The organism is Algoriphagus resistens (assembly GCF_001442615.1).
Classification (GTDB): Bacteria; Bacteroidota; Bacteroidia; order Cytophagales; family Cyclobacteriaceae; genus Algoriphagus; species Algoriphagus resistens.
In genome coordinates, this window is record NZ_LMXN01000005.1 from 15,168 (window position 1) to 30,094 (window position 14,927).

Here is a 14,927-nt window from a genome sequence, read left to right on the forward strand (position 1 = left end):
TATCTTAGCTATGAATAAACAAGTATTACTTTTAATGCTCCTGAGTCTTGCTCCGGGGCTTTTTTGTTTTGCTCAAAGTAACAACCTCTCTGATAATATTAGGCTAAGGTTAGAGCTGGATCAACCTGATGTTCCTCTAAACGTGCGAAAGAACGAACTTTTTGCCAAAGGCGAAATTCACCAGTTCTATACCAATCGTATATTTGAACCGGCATGGACTAAAAATGGTGTACTGACAGAACTTGCATACGAGCTTCGCTTTGAAATAATGCAGAGCAAGTTTGATGGGCTCAATCCCAAAGATTACCACTTAGATCTGATCAATGAATTTTTTATACAATTTGAGTCTAACAAGAAGCTGGCAAGCCCCAATGCATTGGATGATCTGGCAGACGTGGAGCTGTTGTTATCCGATGCATTTTTCCATTTGGCAGCACATCTGGAATTAGGAAAGGTGAATCCTCAGGATCTTGCAGGGAATTGGCACATCACAGCTAAAACAGCCAGAGTTTCTTACAATGAATTGCTCGAAGAAGCACTGGGAAAGCAGCAGATAAGACAATCTTTTGAGAGGCTCTATCCCACCTTGACGATTTATAAGAAAGGACGAGAGGTAATACGTAGTTTGGATGAAATCCGAAAGCAGGATACACTTAACTGGAAGGCAATTAAAATCTCCAAAACCATTAAAGTAGGCGAGACTAACGGCGGGGTTCCAAATTTGCGGGAGCGTCTGACATTTTGGAAGTACCTAACCCCTTATACTTATGCCGACGAAAAGGAATATGATTCGACCATGTTTGTGGCTGTTCAAAAATTTCAGCAAAGAAATGGAATGGAACCTGATGGAGCCTTGGGCAAAAACACCATCAATGCATTGAATCTGTCCCCCGCTGACCTCATCGATAGGGCAGCGGTTAATATGGAGCGCCTCCGCTGGCTGCCAGATACCCTACGGGGTGCAGAGATGATAGTGGTAAATATTGCCAACTATCAATTGGATTACCTCAGCAACCGTGACACGCTGTTTTCGACGCGTGTGATCGTAGGTACTAAATACCACGCCTCTCCGATTTTTTCTTCAGCGATGAGCTATATCGTGTTTAGTCCATACTGGAATTTGCCCACTTCCATCGTGCGAAATGAAATAATGCCGGCAGTTCGTAAAAATCCAGATTACCTTGTCCAGAAAAACATGGAATTGGTGACTCCCTCGGGCAAGCCTGTGGATCCCACTTCTGTTAATTGGAGCGGGAAATCCATTCCGTATATGATCCGCCAAAAGCCCGGGCCTCACAATTCGCTGGGTTTGGTGAAATTTATGTTTCCCAACGAATATAGTGTCTACATTCACGATACGCCTAGCAGAAACCTGTTTATCAGGGAAGACCGTGCGCTGAGCCATGGTTGCATCCGTATTCAGAATCCTGCAGATTTTGCCGCTTTACTTCTGAAGGATGATGCTAAGTGGACCAGGGAAAAAATCGATCAGGCAATGCGTCAAAGCAAGGAGCAGATTGTGACTTTAAACCGTAAAATCCCTGTTGTGTTACTTTACCTAACATTTTGGGCGGATACTAGGGGACTGGGTCATTTTAGGCAAGATATCTATGACAGAGATGGAGAAGTTTTAAGTGAGTTACGAAAATGAGATTGTTGTTTTTGCGATCTGTGAAACTACCTACCGGAGGCGGGGAGGCGCTCCGTGAATGATAAACGAGGAGAAAATCAGGCTATCCACCCCAAAGTGGGTAATTACAGTCTCGGTGCGTAGTTTGTTTGAATTTTATTATTCAGTTTTATTTTTCTCCTAAATCCCTGACAGTTAAGTAAAAGTATCGGGTTTATACGGTTTTCTTTGTTAAGAAATTTAAGCGTATGAACTTTGAACAAGAAAAGGCAAATACAAAAACGCCTTTCATGAGCAAAAAGATAATTGTCCCCATAGTAGCTGTGGGTGTACTGGCAGTAGTCCTGCTATTGTTTTTCACACAGCGCAGATCTGACATCACCGATGAACTGGAGAAGAGCCTAACTGGTGAGAGCACGGGTGTTTTAGCACAGTCTGATCATGTAGAGGATATCCGTACTTTTTATGCAGATAGGAATTATCTGGAAGTTTGGCTCTTCAATGGCTCTCTTTCCAATTCCGGAGATAAACTGCTAAAGCAGATTGAAAATGCCAAATACGATGGTTTGCAGCCAGCTGATTACCATTTGGAGGAAATCTATGAACTCTCTTCAAACCCTGACAAGGAAAATAAGAAATTCAGAAATCTCTCATCTCAGGATAAAGTCAGTTTGGAGCTGATGCTGAGCGATGCATTTTTGACTTTGGTACATGACTTGGTAAAAGGGAAAGTTGATCCTTCTACGTTGGATCCCAGCTGGAAATTTGAAGAGAAAGAAACAGATGTGAACTTCACTGCTTTACTAGAGGAAGTGGCAAATGGAAGCTCTGTGGAGAAAATTTTTGAGGAACTCTATCCTCATTCAGAATTATATGTACAGGGAAGGAAAGCTATCGAAGAGCTTTATCAGATTCAAAAGAATGATACGCTTTCCTGGGATTTTGAATCGGTAGACGGAGCGATCAAAGTGGGGGAAAAGCATAATGCTATACCTGCTTTACGGAAGCGATTGATCTTTTGGGATTTTTTGAAGCCTTATACTATGAAAGACCCGACTTTGTTTGATTCCACCATGTTTGCCGGCCTTCAGAACTATCAGGAAGCCAATGGGATGAATCCAGATGGTGTAATTGGGGCGTTGGTGGCTGAATCACTAAATAAATCCCCTCAAGATCTGATCGATATTGCTTCTATTAATATGGAGCGGCTTCGCTGGATGCCACAGATGGATTGGGGCCAGGAAATGGTGGTAGTGAATATTGCTAATTACCAATTGGATTACCTTGATAAGAAAGATACGGTTTTTACAGCTAAAGTAATCGTAGGTAAGGAATACAATGAATCACCGACATTCACTTCACCGATGAGTTATATTGTGTTCAGCCCGTATTGGAATATTCCTGAGTCTATAACCAATAATGAGATTATCCCATCCATTAAGAAAAACAAGGGGTACCTGGCAGAGAAAAATATGGAAGTAGTTTCTGATTCCGGTGAACCTGTGAAAATGAAAAATGTGAATTGGAATGATGCCGAGAAAGATTTCCCCTATCGGATCCGTCAAAAGCCTGGAGGAGATAATTCACTTGGGCTGGTAAAGTTTATGTTTCCCAACGAATATAATATCTATATCCATGATACCCCCGCGAGAAGCCTTTTCGAAAAGGAAAATAGGGCACTGAGTCATGGATGTATCCGAATCCAGAATCCTGATCAGTTCGCCAAAATTCTACTCGATGAAAAGGAATGGGATGATGAAAAGATCCAGGAAGCCATGCATCAGGATGAAGAAACGATAGTGGAGCTAGATAAAAAGATTCCTGTTGTCCTATTGTACATGACCTTCTGGGCTGATCAAAATGGTAAAGCCAATTTTAGATCGGATGTATATGATCGGGATGAAGCACTATTAAAAGCGTTGCAAAGCAAAAGATCAAGCTTGGATAAGGCTTGATTTGGTAAGATAATTATCGTCTTTACCATAGATAAAGAGCAAAGATCCTTCCTTGATCATGTCGATGGCTTTGGCAGAAAGCTCACTTGGAAGTGCCGGACATCCTAAACTTCGCCCCAATCTTCCTACCGACTTTGCAAATTCTTCACTGGCATAATCTGCCCCATGGATTACAATGGCACGGTTTCTTGCCTGATCGTTAAAGCCTTGTTCCAAGCCGTCCAACCGGAGCGAATATCCATGTTTTCCGGAGTATGTTTCGGCGGTTTTATAAAATCCTAAGCTACTTTTGAAAGATTCCGGTTGATTTGAAAAAGCTTTTGCCATCAGATCTCCAGAATTCCTTCCGTGGGATACTACCGAATTCATGAGGATTTTCCCCTTTTCCGGGTCGATGATCCACATTCTTTTGGCAGTAGAAGGCATACTGAAATCAATCACAGTCAGGACTTTTGATTTGAGGTTGTCTTTCATTTTGGTCCAGCCTTGGTAAGCCAATAGGAAGACCTCCTTGGAAGGCAAAGCTCCTGTGGAGGCATGCAAGCCATCATATAGGGTTGTGACAGGATCGATGGAGATGGTGATTGTTGGGCTTTTTACGTTGAAGTCTGGATGGGGGAAACTTCCTATGAATAAAAGGAAGGTAATTGCAATGGTTTGATAAAGCATAAGTAGTTGGGTGATTTTGCAAATTTAGGAGGATATCCCGTGAGATCAAACGAACTTGGAGTCAGTCTCTTATGGATTTTCCATAAAACTTGTGAAATTCTTCCGGGAACCTTCTAACCAAGTTTCTCCGTTCTTGGCTTGATGAGATGACATTGTGATTTTGGTACCAATTATTATTCTGTAATTTTGCGTTCCGAAAATTATTCCACTGTAGGTCAGTGCCATCCTTGTACTGTAACAGTGAGAACCGAAAATAATTCAAACAAAATAGAAAAGTGGCTGTTTCAGCATTCCATGAAAGTATCAGTATTTAGAAAAGAACATTTCAATGCAGCCCATAGACTCCACAATTCTGAATGGTCAGACAAACAGAATCTAGCGGTTTTTGGGAAATGTAATAATCCTAATTTTCATGGTCACAATTATGAATTGGTCGTAAAACTAAGAGGGGAAATAGATCCTCAGACAGGCTACGTATACGATATGAAAGTGCTCAGTGACCTGATCAAAGAGCATGTTTTAAGGAAATTAGATCACAAAAATTTAAACCTGGATACCGATGAATTCAAAGAACTTAACCCAACCGCTGAAAACATTGCAGTGGTTATTTGGAATATTTTAAGGGAAAAGATTGATCGAAAATTCGAGTTAACGATTCGACTTTATGAAACAGAAAGAAACTTTGTTGAATACGATGGGAATTAATATTGCCCGGGCATCTGCTGAGGATATCGGAGATGAACATGTAGGTACCTCCCTGGAAACGCCCCTGAGGGAAGATGCTTTTGAGATGGATGATGACCTGAAGGTCGAATTGATAGAAAAGCACTTTCGTGAGATCATGCATATCATGGGCTTGGATCTAACAGATGACAGTCTCAAAGGTACTCCGAATCGTGTGGCAAAGATGTATGTGAAGGAAGTATTCAGCGGTCTCAACCCAAAAAATAAGCCTGTAGCAAAGCTTTTTGAAAATAAATACAAATACAATGAGATGCTGGTAGAGAAGAATATCACATTCTTTTCACACTGCGAGCATCACTTCGTGCCGATTCACGGCAAAGCCCATGTGGCTTATATTTCCAACGGATCTGTAATCGGTCTCTCCAAAATCAACCGGATTGTACAGTACTTTTCCCAGCGTCCGCAAGTGCAGGAGCGGCTGACTATGCAGATCGGGAATGAGCTGGTGGAGGCTCTTGGAACTGACGACGTGGCCGTGATCATGGATGCAGATCACATGTGCGTGAGCTCTAGAGGAGTGAAGGATACAACAAGTAGCACCCTGACGTCGTTCTACTCAGGTAAGTTTGAAAAAGACGAGCAAACCCGAAATGAATTTCTGAAGTATATCAGTTTGGAAAGGTAATTTTGAACTACTAAACCAACATTGAAAACCGGGCTGAGAGGCTCGGTTTTTTTAATTTAGCGACTTGGTTTAACCGCGGTACGCAGGTTTCGTGAGACTTTGGTGTTACAAATCCCAAAGTGAAAATAGCGAAAAACAAGGGCTAATTCTTTTTTTACCACAAAATACCCAGGGATAGCAGATTTTGTGATCATTCTAAATAGATCTTGCGGAGGTATCCTGCATAGACCTTAATCCTTGACCAGCCGATACCGACCGATGTAAATATCTAAATTAGCAGAGCGATTGTCCTTTGAAAATTCCTATACACTACCACTTTTCTCTAATATGAACTCCCCGGAAAGGATTAGGATATCAATAGACGCATGTTATACTTGGAGGTTTTTCTCAAAAACGAATGTGATTTGATAATCGCTATTTGAGAATAGTTTGCAGTCAGTTACTTGTAGTAGAAAACTGAACGGGTTCACTGCATCTTGATCAGCATTCCTACTCCGTTCCCAAGGTTATGGGAAATTAAGGCCAATAGAATACTGCCGCTTTTAATTGTAATCCAACCCAAAATTAAACCATAAAACAAAGACCAGAGAAAAGGGGTGAGGTGAAATGCCAGCTCAAAACTTTCTGTAAGAAAAAGTCCATGTGCCATTCCAAATAATAATGCGGTTGTCCAGAGAGCTGGATTGAGAAAAGTATTCTTGCTTTTCAACACCTTAAGTAACAGACCATGCATTATGCCCCGGTAGGCAATTTCCTCATCGATTCCCGGCATGGAAAATTGAAACAGTAGTGTTTCTAGATCGAATATTCTACCATGAGAGAAATAGACATAGGTACTATGGATCAGCCAAACGATGGCTATAATTCCAACTCCAGTGTAAATAAAATTCTTATCCTGCTTAAAAGTTAAAAAGTAATCACCAAGAGGAAATTTTCTATAAACTGCTAAGAAAATAATACTCCCTAGAATAGCAAATAGTTTTCCTGACCAATTCCAGCTTGAAACCCCGATTCTAGCTTCGGGATATTGGATAGGAATATATACTAGGATCTGGTGGAAGAAATAATAGACGAAAAAAGCTCCTAAAATTTTCAGCGTGTCCATATTTCTGTCTTTCAAAAAGATAAATATGATTGGAAAGACAATCGCCATCTGAAGCAAGTCCTCTGCTATAAATCTAATCATCTTGACTGTCAGTGGTAACCAACGTTTGACGTCTCTTTATCACTACTGTTTTCAATTTTTCGGGGTTTCTTTAACCAATTACTACTTTCTTCTCAACAAACTGTTAATCCTATTTTCTATTCTCCAAAATCAAAACGCTTGGGATCTCATCGACTCCCCGGATGACAAGTTTCGTGTATTCTAGCGCGTTGTGTGCATAGGAGCCTAGTACTATGTCCATGTCTCCGTCTCCATCTAAATCTCCCACATCCATGGTTAGCCATTTTCCCAGCGCGGCTTCAGGGATGTATTTGGGTTGGAAAATCATGTTCCCCTTGTTTTCAAAAAGCAAGAATTGCTGTTCCGGATTTTCAAGTTCATCATAAAACCCAATGCTTGCCAGATCCAAATCCCCGTCTCCATCATAGTCAACTGCCATAGCTTTGGCAGCTCCATACTGCGGATAAAACCAGGATTCTTCAAAAATGCCATCCCCTCTATTTTCATAAATACGAAACCCGTGATAAGGTTTTGGTACGGATGAATAATCCCAATTATCCCCATTGCTGACTAAAAGATCCACTAGCCCATCCTCATTGAAATCATGCACCTCAAAATAACTGGAACCCATCACGGGTGAGAATTTTAACAGAACATTCTCCGGTTCAAATTGCCCATTTTCCTTAGTATAGAAAACCGATATCCGCTCATTTCCTTGGCAAAAAAGTGCTATAATATCGAGATTCCCATCATTATTTAGATCTGTTAGTTCGATCTTCCTAGCCCCGGCTCCACCGAGCTGAACGGGTTCTGAGTCCAGGTTGCCATCGGCATAAATAGCTATGTGTCCCCCGTGATTTCCATAGTTACATAGCACAAAATCCGGTTTTCCGTCCTTTTCAATGTCCTCCCAAACTCCATAGACGGGCCTGGGGAGGTTGTCCATCATCATCTTCCAGCTGTCGGAATTTAAATCCATCTGATAAAGAGCCCCTTCTGATAGATCGCTGGGGGCGATAGTGCCTACCGTAATGAAGTTATATACATTAGGAGCTTTCTTAAGAAAATGTACTGCTGGACTGGAGGTGGAAGGAAGTGTGAAAAATTCATCGCTTTGAACCTTCACATAAAGTTGATTGGAATTGGCATCTGCGATCAACAGTTCCGCCCTGTCTTCATTGATTGCAACCAGACTTGTTTTTGGACTTTGGATTCCTTCTATGAAAAGTGTTTTGGCAACAAATCCTTCTAGGAGTATAGGAGTTTCTTTTGTTTGTTGGAGAGGTAAGTCTATCGGTGCTTCCGAGGTGTAGAAATCAACGATGGACTGGAAATCTTCATTGCTGATGAGTGCTGAGGAAGAGTAAACCCCCAGCTTTTTGATGAAGGTAATTTCATCAGGTGATTTGTTTTCCCATACTTCCAGGCTATCCTGAGCTGCTTTGATGCCCATAAAGGCGGCCATTTGTGGCAAAACCTGTTTTCTCCATACCTCTTTCGGCAGTAGGGAAGGTGCCGCATATGTATGGCAGGAGGCGCAGTAGCTTTCTGCCAATATTCTTCCTCTCAGCAAAGCCTCCTGTTGCGCTTGGACCCCAGAGCAAAGGTAAAAGCCCAAGGTTACAAGAACGATATATTTGTGAACAGAAGACATTCCTCGTCTAAATTAAAACCTCTGATTTTAGGACCCACCTGATTGGAGTGTAAGTTAATTCTTCAAGGTATAATTGTCCTGAGAAAATTTCAATTGGAATATTCTTTTGAACTTTTTTATTCAAGCTTATTTAATTAGTAAATTAAACTTTATGAAGAATTTTTTACTGACAACTTTTTTAGCAGCCTTGATAGCTTGTGAAGAAAAAACGGAAGAAACAGGATCTTCGGCCAACATTCCTGAGCTGGTGATTACCGATAGTCTGGTGATTGAGAACTTGACCCAACTGGCTTTTATTGATGTAATGGAAGACCATTCGGAATATTTGTTTTATGACTTTAAGACCAGTGAGTTCTTTAGAGTAGATAAATCAGGAGTAATCCTACTAAAAGCGAATCGAAGTGAAGAAGGGAAGGATAGTTATAAATCCACTTACTTTTCTACAGCTCACTATATGAAGGATGACCAGATTCTAGTGCTGACCCATGGACATGCATCTATCTATGATCTTGATTTTAATTTAGTTGATTCAAAAAAGATTGATTTTGAACTGGTTTCCCGAACTGTAGGGGGAAGTCGAGCTGCACTTACATTTGCTAAGTATTTGTACACTTTTTCTTTAGATATTACGGGAGATGTTGAGGCAATAGTTGGATCTGAAGAATTCAGTATAGCTTACCCTTTTATGACCATTCGAGATATCAATTCACTTGACAAGCTGCATAAGAGTTATATACCGAAAGAAACACAAATGGCTTTAAATCCGGGGCAATACTATAATCTGGATCCAATTGTTAAAATAGTGAAGGATGAGATGTATGCGATTTTTCCCAATTCTCCTGAAATGTATGTCTATGAGTTTCCTGAAATGAAACTGAAAACATTTTGGCAGCTGAGACCTGGGGATGAGTATAAACAAATTAAACCAAGCAATCCGGATATTGGATTGGATGGATTCTTCCAATCCTTAGCGGCCTCCGAATACAAAGGATTTGCCTTTTCCAATGGATATTTACTGACCTTTTTTGAGGGTGGAACTCCCCAAAGTGAAATTGATGCGCTTCCAAATAGGACTGTAGGCAGTGCAGAGTTCAATGACTTAGTAAAAAGGTATAAGTCGAAATATCATTACCAAATATTTAAAGGTCAGGATAAAATCTGGCAGGGGGATTTAGATGTCAATCTCTGGTCAGTTCGTGATATTCTTTATTCTAACGCTAAGCCCGGTGAAGACCCAGAGGCAGTGGAAAAGGATATGCAGACTTTTTATTTTTATGAGTTGAAGTAGCAAACTTTTCTAATTTAAAAGTTATGCTAAATTACATCACAAAGAGAGAAATCAACATTTAAATCCAAATCACCATATAGCCTTCAAACGACAAATTATAATTATATGAAAAAGAGCATGACCAAAAAGTCACACACTGGGATGATTATAATGCATGCGAGATTCCATCTGACCATTTTAAAACAATTATAAACACATGAAACTTGTTTTTTGCCAACTATTAAGCCTTTGCTTGTTTTTAAATCTCAGTACGGTTCAAGCAAATGAACACGTGATAATTTACCAATTGGAAAAACCAAATTATAGACTGGAAATAGAATCCCTGCCAGAATTACCAGGCAATACAAAAGGAAGTTCAGAAGGAGCGAATATGATTCAATATTTGGGGCCAGCAGCTCAGGTATTTGATGAATTCTTCCCGGGGGTGGTAGTAGAAACCAATTCTGAGTGGAGTAATCAAGTGATAAGAATGACCATCTATGCTGATGAAATTGAACTCACACCTGGTTTAAAGAGTCAAATTTTGTCTGATTTAGCTGAAAATGGAAAAGGTGTCATCAGAATCGAGGAGTCATTGAAAGACATTTATTGTCTTTCGGTTGCAGATACCAAGTTATACGACAAAGCTATTTTCAAGAATAATAGAGGGACGGTGAAAAGTAGCTCCAGTGGGACTGATTATTTGGAGTTGAAGGGGTATTCCTTGATGGAAATTGCAGATAAACTGTCGGAAAAAATTGGTTTTCAGTATATTTATGAGGGCGATGCTAATGATAAACTTAAAGTGGACTTGGATACCCATGATCTTGAATCAATCGCCGAATCCTTTGGAAAAGCGGGTGTTATATCAACGGTTTGCCAAAAGGATTTCAAAAAAATAATTCTTTAATAAAACTGGAATGCAATGGCTAAATTCTTCACTTTTCTGATTGCCATTATTTGCTTGGGTTGCTCAAGTTCTGAAACTGATTTTGCTTACATCAATACGGTCTCCGGCTCTATTCCAATAGATTCCATGGGGCTGGCATTAATTCATGAGCACATGCTGGTGGATTTTATAGGCGCAGATTCTGTTTCTTCGGATCGTTATAGCCAAGATGAAGTTATTGCAAAGGTTTTACCGTATTTGATAGAAATAAAGAAGTATGGGGTGAAAACGGTTTTTGATTGCACACCTTCTTATCTGGCCAAAGATCCTAAATTGTTAAGTAAACTTTCTGAGCTATCAGGAATCCAACTCGTCACCAACACGGGTTTTTATGGAGCAGTTGGCGGGAAGTACCTGCCTGGTTTTGCATATGCAGAAAGTGCTGGGGAATTAGCAGCGCGATGGATAGATGAATTTGAAGAGGGAATTGGAGATACTGGAATCAAGCCTGGATTTATCAAAATATCGGTAAACGAAGAAAATCCAATGCGGGAAATCGATGCTAAATTGATAAGAGCGGCCGGACTTACCCATCAAAAAACGGGGCTGACAATAGCGTCCCACACCGGGACTTGGGCTACGGCAAAACAGGAAGTAGCTATTTTACAGGAAATGGGAATTGATCCATCAGCTTTCGTTTGGGTCCATGCGCAAGCGGAAGAGGATTTTCAGAATTACCTGACAGCTGCTAAACTTGGCGTGTGGATCAGTCTGGACGGAATTGGCTGGAGTGTGGATGAATATGTGGATCGCTTATTTTTTGCCAAGGAAAATGGAATTTTGGAAAATCTGCTGATTTCCCACGATGCCGGTTGGTATGATCCTGAAAAGTCTGACGGAGGAGATTTTGTGCCCTTTACCAATATTTTTGAAAAGCTAATGCCTGTCTTGAATGCTAGAGGATTTGAGCAGTCAGATTGGGATTTGCTATTGAAGGAAAATCCAAAAAGTGCATTTGGAAAATGATCAATGGCAAAATTCAAATTCAGTTTAGAACTACCCACCTTGAGTGTTCAGTTTCAATCTTTGAATTCTATGACAACTGATCATTTTTACGCGATAGTTACTTTAATCTGAATCCCATTCTATAAGTAGCCATCAGGTACCATGGCCAATAACCGTCAAATGAAGACATACTCACTACGGCAGAATTTCTGCGGTTTTCGTTTTTGCTTTGCCAGTCAAATGCGACCTGCTGGGTGTAGCCTAATCTAGAATAACGCTTAATACTATATTTGTATTCATAATAACTGCCAAATTCATAGTATCTCAGGTAGGCGCCATCTGTACTGTTTTCACTTCCTAGTTGGAATGAGGGGCCAAAAGCCAAGGAGATTCTGAAATCATTTCTGGTTTTCAGGATGTCATACTTCAACGTGACATTGGTGAATAGACCGGAAGAATTATCCTGACCAAAATTAGGGTCGTCATAGTTATCGAAGGACTTTATAGACTGATAATATGTCAAAGAAGGATTCAAAGCTGTTCTTTTCCCCAAACCAATACTCAGTTCGTTACTTACGTTGATTCCGTATAATCCAATGTTGCCGTCTATTGCGGGCCCGACTCCCACATAATAAGTAAGTTTTCTGTCTTCTTGGGCTAAGGCAGCTGTCTGCAAAAAGTAGGTGATAAGTACAAAACATACGAATAGTTTTTTTTTCATAAAAGTGGATTTAAGCGAGAAGCTAAATCTAAGAAAAAATACTTAGTTGTAGCTATGAATTAAAGCTGAGGTACTTGAGCCTTGATCGCTTCTTTTGCAAGCGTTATTCTCCTGAAGGTTTTCTCATCATCTTCAGGTACCAAGTCCTTGATCGAATCCATAGACTTGGCATAATAGTCTGCCCAGGTATCTATTATTTTCTGCTCATCTTCTTTAGATCCACCTGCCGCAATTGCTTTTTTGCTAAGTTGAACTTCTGTCAGCAAACGTATTTGGGCTTTTGCAGCGATCAAGCTCATCATATGATTTACAGTTTTCTTGTCTGCATTTAATAAGGCAAAAGCTGAAACCAGAGCGGCCGTTCCCACATTTTGCATGGTTTTTTGGGAGACTTTATCCAGTCGGTCATTATCGGTATGGTAAAATTGATCGGTAAAATGCCACAGCAAAAGTCCGGGAATACCAGCCTGAAGAAAAGGCGTGTGGTCTGATCCTCCCTCAAATGGATTGGACTTAACCAACCAATCAGCATGTGTACCCTGAGCTTCGAAGTTTGTCAGGATAAAGTCGTTCAAATAATGTGGTTTCATCTGCTCCACTGTCATGGGAGCGCCTCCCCATTCCGAATGCTTATCCTCGCCGCGAGTCCAGATAGCGCTTGGGTCAGGCATTTTCTCGATCAGAAATGTGCCTCCTGTTAAGTCAGTATTTTCACCCACCATGTCCAAGGAAATTCCCCAGTTGATATTGGTTTGCCGCTTTTCCTTTTCCTCAATGTATCTTCTCGTAGAAATTATTTCATCCCCCCAGAGAAAAGTCAGCGTCCGCTTTAGATTTAACTTGCCTTTTTGGATCAGATTTGAAGTGATTGTTGCCATTTCCAATTGTGTACCTACACCTGTAGCGTTGTCATTTGCCCCTGGTTCTTGGATATGTGCTGAGAAGACCAAACTTTCCAATGGCAGTTCAGATCCTTTTACATTCGCTACTACCGTGAGTTCTTCAGAATCATAGATCTTTGTTTCGGCCTTCACCAGCACTTCTACTTTGCCTTTTGCTAATTCAGTTTTCAGTTTTTCTTTGGCTTCAAGGGAAAGCGCCATTGCCCAAGTCGGGTTTTTCTTATCATATCTCAAACTTCGAAACTGGATAGAAGTCGTGTTCTTTTCTGGCTGCAAATATTCTGGCATATCATAAGTCAACACTCCCAATGCGCCATTTTTGCCCACTGCGGCTTGCAAAGTTGTGTAGTCAACCTGATCGGAAAAGAGAATTTTTCCTTTCACATCAAGAGAAGAAAGGGCATTTTTGCTTTCGATATAAACCACTTCCCCGGTAATTCCTTCAGCCGGAGTGGAGGAGGAATACTGATAAATCATATTGCGGTTGGTCTCGGAGGAAAGCAGATTTTCATTCGCTCCTACTATTTTTACTGAGCAAGAAACAGGTTCCCAGGTGGGCTGCTTCATCTTCCTGTTTTCTATTCTATAGGTAAATTGATCTGTCTGCTTGGCTTTTTCCTCTAAGATATAACCAGCTGCTTCCAGCTTCTCGGCAATGCGAAATACAGTATTGTTAAATCCGGTATTTCCTGCTATTCTCCAATACTGCTCCACAAAGGCTACTGTCTCATAGGCTAAATCCCCATTGAATTCTGGTCGTACCAGCTTAAAATAAGGGTTTGTGAGCTTCTGTAAAGGAGCTTTTTGTGCGGATGTGTTGAAAGTAATAAGCAGAAAAACTATGGATAGAAAGGAGGGGGATTTCATGCGACCGTGGTGTATTGATGTGCTTTTGGGCACAAGATAGAGTTTTAGGTTTATTTCTTCCCGACTTTATATCTCATTTTATAGGTGGCGTTAAGATACCAAGGCATAGCGTTTTCAGCCCCATATGCCGAAAGACTGATTGCATTCTTTCGATTAGGATTTTTGGAATTCCACTGAGCTTCTAATTCTATCATCAACCCAACGCGCTGATATTTATTGACTATGTAGTTTGAGGTAGGGGTTCCAGTATAGAAAGAGCGGATGAATGATTCTCCTCCTAGCTGTAGCGAAGGTCCCGCTGAAAAAGCTAAGTTGAATCCAGAAGGGCGTTGTATGATGTCGTACTTGAATGATGGGGTTATGAAAATACCAGATGACTGTTCATTATTCTTTCCGTTTGAATACTCAGGCAATATTTTTTCATTGTAACTACCCAAGGATTGATAGAATAAAAGTCCTGCATTGAATGAGGTCCTCTTACCAAGTCTTACGTTTAATTCATTGGAGAAATTGAGCCCATAAAGATCATTCATGCCGTCAATGGAAGATCCAAATCCTACAGTGTATTGAAGTTTGGGTTTTTCTTGGGCTGATAAAGCAAAAGGCAGTAAGCAGACCAAAGATAGGATTAGAAGGAGTCGATTTGTTTTCATGTTTTAGAAAGTTTTAAAAGTTGATTTATCGAATTTCTACTAATCTTCCTTAAAACTAAACTCTCTTTAGTTTAATTAACTAAAAGATTGTTAAAATGTTTTTAGTCAGAAATTTAATAGATTTCTGTAGGTGTGATTCTATTTTCAATCCATTACATGGATCAAATTATTCCAAGCTTTT

The 14,927-nt window shown here is 40.4% G+C and carries 13 protein-coding genes; 7 read left to right on the forward strand and 6 right to left on the reverse strand.

The annotated features are described in order from the left end of the window. The first annotated feature begins 10 nt into the window (after positions 1 to 10). Positions 11 to 1,651 carry a L,D-transpeptidase family protein gene (locus AS141_RS10675; protein ID WP_082632259.1) on the forward strand — a complete coding sequence of 547 codons (1,641 nt, stop codon included), beginning with the start codon at positions 11 to 13 and terminating at the stop codon, positions 1,649 to 1,651. Between the two features lie 269 nt (positions 1,652 to 1,920). Next, positions 1,921 to 3,585 (forward strand): L,D-transpeptidase family protein, encoded by a 1,665-nt coding sequence (locus AS141_RS10680; RefSeq protein ID WP_157243435.1) that lies wholly within the window; start codon positions 1,921 to 1,923, stop codon positions 3,583 to 3,585. Here AS141_RS10680 and AS141_RS10685 read toward each other — a convergent pair. After that, complete coding sequence (locus AS141_RS10685) at positions 3,565 to 4,254, reverse strand: murein L,D-transpeptidase catalytic domain family protein (protein ID WP_057937659.1); 690 nt, start codon at positions 4,252 to 4,254, stop codon at positions 3,565 to 3,567. The genes AS141_RS10680 and AS141_RS10685 overlap by 21 nt on opposite strands. Before the next feature lie 294 nt (positions 4,255 to 4,548). Between AS141_RS10685 and AS141_RS10690 the strand changes: the two genes are divergently transcribed. Together AS141_RS10690 and folE are read left to right on the forward strand one after the other, a co-directional pair. After that, the gene (locus AS141_RS10690; RefSeq protein WP_057937939.1) at positions 4,549 to 4,959 is read left to right on the forward strand and encodes a 6-pyruvoyl trahydropterin synthase family protein; all 411 of its coding nucleotides are present in this window, start codon (positions 4,549 to 4,551) and stop codon (positions 4,957 to 4,959) included. After that, positions 4,919 to 5,623: a GTP cyclohydrolase I FolE gene (folE, locus tag AS141_RS10695; protein ID WP_057937660.1), complete on the forward strand. Its 705-nt coding sequence runs from the start codon at positions 4,919 to 4,921 to the stop codon at positions 5,621 to 5,623. Before AS141_RS10690 ends, folE begins: the two co-directional genes overlap by 41 nt. Before the next feature lie 466 nt (positions 5,624 to 6,089). Here the strand turns inward: folE and AS141_RS10700 are convergent, their stop codons facing one another. After that, on the reverse strand, positions 6,090 to 6,809 hold the full coding sequence (locus AS141_RS10700; RefSeq protein WP_082632260.1) for a CPBP family intramembrane glutamic endopeptidase: 720 nt from the start codon (positions 6,807 to 6,809) through the stop codon (positions 6,090 to 6,092). Between the two features lie 109 nt (positions 6,810 to 6,918). Beyond that, on the reverse strand, positions 6,919 to 8,442 hold the full coding sequence (locus tag AS141_RS10705; RefSeq protein WP_057937662.1) for an FG-GAP repeat domain-containing protein: 1,524 nt from the start codon (positions 8,440 to 8,442) through the stop codon (positions 6,919 to 6,921). 151 nt (positions 8,443 to 8,593) lie between these two features. Between AS141_RS10705 and AS141_RS10710 the strand changes: the two genes are divergently transcribed. The 3 genes from AS141_RS10710 (at position 8,594) to AS141_RS10720 (ending at position 11,624) form a co-directional block, all read left to right on the forward strand. Continuing rightward, entirely contained in the window at positions 8,594 to 9,730 is a 1,137-nt protein-coding gene (locus AS141_RS10710; RefSeq protein WP_057937663.1) for a hypothetical protein, read from the forward strand. A gap of 271 nt (positions 9,731 to 10,001) precedes the next feature. Continuing rightward, entirely contained in the window at positions 10,002 to 10,619 is a 618-nt protein-coding gene (locus tag AS141_RS10715; RefSeq protein ID WP_157243436.1) for a hypothetical protein, read from the forward strand. Between the two features lie 15 nt (positions 10,620 to 10,634). Then, entirely contained in the window at positions 10,635 to 11,624 is a 990-nt protein-coding gene (locus AS141_RS10720; protein ID WP_057937665.1) for a phosphotriesterase family protein, read from the forward strand. 97 nt (positions 11,625 to 11,721) lie between these two features. Here the strand turns inward: AS141_RS10720 and AS141_RS10725 are convergent, their stop codons facing one another. Genes AS141_RS10725 through AS141_RS10735 form a run of 3 tightly spaced genes read right to left on the reverse strand, consistent with a single transcriptional unit; the run spans position 11,722 to position 14,746 of the window. After that, positions 11,722 to 12,324: a hypothetical protein gene (locus tag AS141_RS10725; RefSeq protein ID WP_057937666.1), complete on the reverse strand. Its 603-nt coding sequence runs from the start codon at positions 12,322 to 12,324 to the stop codon at positions 11,722 to 11,724. A 59-nt stretch (positions 12,325 to 12,383) separates the two neighbouring features. Beyond that, on the reverse strand, positions 12,384 to 14,093 hold the full coding sequence (locus AS141_RS10730; RefSeq protein WP_057937667.1) for a M28 family peptidase: 1,710 nt from the start codon (positions 14,091 to 14,093) through the stop codon (positions 12,384 to 12,386). A 50-nt stretch (positions 14,094 to 14,143) separates the two neighbouring features. Continuing rightward, a complete protein-coding gene (locus AS141_RS10735) occupies positions 14,144 to 14,746 on the reverse strand; it encodes a hypothetical protein (protein ID WP_057937668.1) in 603 nt (200 codons plus the stop codon). Between the last annotated feature and the right edge of the window lie 181 nt (positions 14,747 to 14,927).

Excerpts from the sequence above, each read along its gene's own strand:
- AS141_RS10675 (WP_082632259.1), top strand. The coding sequence starts at position 11 with ATGAATAAACAAGTATTACTTTTAATGCTCCTGAGTCTTGCTCCGGGG.
- AS141_RS10680 (WP_157243435.1), top strand. The coding sequence starts at position 1,921 with ATGAGCAAAAAGATAATTGTCCCCATAGTAGCTGTGGGTGTACTGGCA.
- AS141_RS10685 (WP_057937659.1), bottom strand. The coding sequence starts at position 4,254 with ATGCTTTATCAAACCATTGCAATTACCTTCCTTTTATTCATAGGAAGT.
- AS141_RS10690 (WP_057937939.1), top strand. The coding sequence starts at position 4,549 with ATGAAAGTATCAGTATTTAGAAAAGAACATTTCAATGCAGCCCATAGA.
- folE (WP_057937660.1), top strand. The coding sequence starts at position 4,919 with ATGAAACAGAAAGAAACTTTGTTGAATACGATGGGAATTAATATTGCC.
- AS141_RS10700 (WP_082632260.1), bottom strand. The coding sequence starts at position 6,809 with ATGATTAGATTTATAGCAGAGGACTTGCTTCAGATGGCGATTGTCTTT.
- AS141_RS10705 (WP_057937662.1), bottom strand. The coding sequence starts at position 8,442 with ATGTCTTCTGTTCACAAATATATCGTTCTTGTAACCTTGGGCTTTTAC.
- AS141_RS10710 (WP_057937663.1), top strand. The coding sequence starts at position 8,594 with ATGAAGAATTTTTTACTGACAACTTTTTTAGCAGCCTTGATAGCTTGT.
- AS141_RS10720 (WP_057937665.1), top strand. The coding sequence starts at position 10,635 with ATGGCTAAATTCTTCACTTTTCTGATTGCCATTATTTGCTTGGGTTGC.
- AS141_RS10725 (WP_057937666.1), bottom strand. The coding sequence starts at position 12,324 with ATGAAAAAAAAACTATTCGTATGTTTTGTACTTATCACCTACTTTTTG.
- AS141_RS10730 (WP_057937667.1), bottom strand. The coding sequence starts at position 14,093 with ATGAAATCCCCCTCCTTTCTATCCATAGTTTTTCTGCTTATTACTTTC.
- AS141_RS10735 (WP_057937668.1), bottom strand. The coding sequence starts at position 14,746 with ATGAAAACAAATCGACTCCTTCTAATCCTATCTTTGGTCTGCTTACTG.